This window comes from Daejeonella sp., assembly GCF_044232565.1.
Taxonomy (GTDB): Bacteria; Bacteroidota; Bacteroidia; order Sphingobacteriales; family Sphingobacteriaceae; genus Daejeonella.
Genome location: NZ_JBIILQ010000298.1, coordinates 1 through 2,913, shown reverse-complemented (window position 1 = coordinate 2,913; position 2,913 = coordinate 1). Strand labels below are relative to the sequence as shown.

At 33.8% G+C, this 2,913-nt stretch carries 3 protein-coding genes; all 3 read right to left on the bottom strand.

All coding sequences use genetic code 11. From position 1 onward, the window contains the following. Positions 1–1,469 (bottom strand): M23 family metallopeptidase (locus ACILQF_RS12365; protein ID WP_395627709.1); only part of this gene is annotated, 1,469 nt, incomplete at its 3' end. A gap of 8 nt (positions 1,470–1,477) precedes the next feature. Continuing rightward, positions 1,478–2,089, bottom strand: coding sequence for a fumarylacetoacetate hydrolase family protein (locus tag ACILQF_RS12360; RefSeq protein WP_395627708.1), 612 nt, complete (start codon positions 2,087–2,089; stop codon positions 1,478–1,480). Between the two features lie 45 nt (positions 2,090–2,134). Further along, positions 2,135–2,674, bottom strand: a complete 540-nt coding sequence (locus ACILQF_RS12355) for a T9SS type A sorting domain-containing protein (protein WP_395627707.1) — start codon at positions 2,672–2,674, stop codon at positions 2,135–2,137. Positions 2,675–2,913 lie beyond the last annotated feature (239 nt).

The following is a 2,913-nucleotide window of genomic DNA, read 5'->3' as shown; positions in this document are numbered from 1 at the left end:
CCATTGCTGATATTTACAGGAATAATTTTAGGAGCGATTGTGTCAAGGGTCACATAAAAACTATCAAAGGTTTTAAGTTCAGCTTTCACATAACCATTTTCATAATTCCCACCCATAGCACTTTTACGTGTGTTAACAAGTAAAGTCTTGCTTTTTAAGTGCATAGGAAGGTTATCATCTACTTTTATAGATAATTGGTATGAACCATTTAGAGGAGTTAATCTATTGTGAATGTGATGAATAGGGGAGTATGCGCCCATAGGCTTTGCGGATGTGCTATAAACAAAATCAAGGTTGCTAAACAAAGTCTTTAAAGGCATGTTTAGACTTAGTCCCGTAGTATCAAATTTGTTAATTTGGTTAAAAGCAAATTTTTTGCCGAGAGCCTGTTTTTCTATTCTTGTCTGACTTGGATCGAATTTGAGTTTGAAATTCAATTCACTTTCATTTCCTGCGATATCCCGAACAATATATTTTCCAGTATGGATGTTTTGATCGCTAATGTTCAATAAACCGGAGTTAATTAATGATTTATAAATCGTTAAATTATTTCCGGGCTCGACAAAGCTTTTTTGTATTTTTTTTCCAGTTAACATTAATTCCCGATAATCGATATGAGAATTAATGCCACGAGAATGTTCAAAAGAGAATTTTTCCCATACAGAGGAGTATATTAATTGTTCATCAACGTAAAGGTCAATTGAATATGGGCCATTTATATTGTCTGAGGCTGAGTTTTTATCGGATGTGACAATTCCAAATCCGGATTCACCACCCATTTTGATGATGCTTTGTGATGCTAGTTGATATTTCCCTCCTGATCCACTCACCGGATAAAATTGCTTTGCTGTGTGTTCACTGAATGGTTTCTCATTCGTGTGATAGAGGTAAATACCCGAAATAGAAGGTTTAAGTTTATCGGGAATTCGTAAACCGAATAATTGAGGATTAATTGTTTCTTCAGTTTGGGTATTGCGGAGCTCAAAATGGAGGTGCGGACCGCCAGAGCTTCCTGTATTTCCAGTGTAGGCAATTATTTCACCTTTTTTAACTGGGATTTCTTGTGCTAGCAGCGGAAAATCGACATCGAATTTCTCGTTTTTATATTGGTGTGATTTTAAAACTTGGCTTATGCCTTCGTTAAAATTTCGTAGATGCATAAAAACAGAAGTGAAGCCATTAGGATGGTTTACATATAGCGCATTTCCACCACCACCAATCTGCACTCTAATCCTTGATATAAATCCATCGGCAACAGCGTAAACGGGGTATCCTTCCCTTTGATTTGTTTTAAAATCTAATCCCGAGTGAAAATGATTCGATCGTATTTCTCCAAAATTCCCCGAAATGATTAGAGGGAGATCAATTGGCTTAATAAAATAATTTTCAGGGTATTTATTTTGATCAATCTGACCGATAGCAAAATTGGAGATGAATAAAAATAGAATGCTTAGACTTAGTTTAATCATCTTTTATATTATCGGATGTCAAAATCCAACAATTTTTCATTTTCCAAATAGCCTGCCAAATGATCACCAATAGTAACTTTACCAACACCTTGTGGGGTCCCTGTAAATATGAGGTCTCCTTTTTTCAGGGTGATGTATTTAGAAACAAAGGCTATGATATATTCATAAGAAAAAAGCAAATCCTTTGTATTTCCACTTTGCACGGTCTTTCCATTGAGGTCGAGCCTGATATTTAATGAGTTTAAGTCTTTGAAATTTGATTTTGGTATAAATTTGCTGATGGGTGCGGAGTTGTCGAATGCTTTTGCCAATTCCCAAGGAAGTCCTTTTTCTTTATGCTTTTGTTGAATATCTCGAGCAGTAAAGTCAATGCCTAAACCAATTTCTTCAAAATAATTTCCTGCAAATTTTTCAGCGATGTGTTTTCCCTCTTTTGATATCTTAAGTACGAGCTCTATTTCATGATGAATATCACTTGAAAACTCAGGATGGTAAAAAGGTTTGTTATCCTTTAAGATTGCCGTGTCGGGTTTCATGAAGATCACGGGCACGCTTGGTACAGGATTGTTTAATTCTTTGGCATGTTCGGCGTAGTTACGGCCAATAGCAATTATTTTCATACTGCGAATATAAAAATACGCAACAAAAAGAAGATGAAATATTAATTAAAGTACAGATATTCTTTTTGTGATCACTTCAGAGCCAACACTTACACGAATAAAGTAGAAACCACTGGTTATTCTAGAAGCAATTTGAAAAGGTTTATTTTGGTCGCCGGCGGCAATACGTTCGGATAAAAGAGTAGTAATCTCATTCCCAAGTACATCCATGATTTTTACCGTAACTGTAGACTCTTTGTTAACAGTAAAGCTCAAGTTTAATTGATCAGAAATTGGATTAGGGTAAACTTTAACATTATTTAGAACCTTATCATTGAAAGATGCTTTTGAGGCTCCCATTATTTTTGTGTTTCCAAAGAAACTATCTTTAACTGGGTTGAATGGAATAAAATTAACTTTTACACCATTTTTTAGATAGGCTGGTTTATTTAGCCTTGTATCAGTAATTTTAGTAGATACCTTTTGCTTTGCTTTGGTAGAATCCGGTCTTGGAACAAGAGAAAATTTGTATGCATAGCTATTTGACCCAACCAACAAGGTTAAGACAATAGATACAACAAAAGTTCGCAAGTAGACGTTTATCATACGCAAGATTATTCTAAATTATAAAGGTAATCCAATTTTAGCTTTTTAACGAGTAATTAGCCCTTTTTTAACAAAATTTAACTTATTTATTTTTGTTTTTTCTAAATAAATTACTGCACATTAAAATTATAAAAAAAATGATTGAAAATCAATGTATTATTCATACAGTTGTAAAATTATTTTTTAGCTGTACTTTTGTACTAAAATTGAATTAAAGTGTCGAATACTAAAAATCTCCA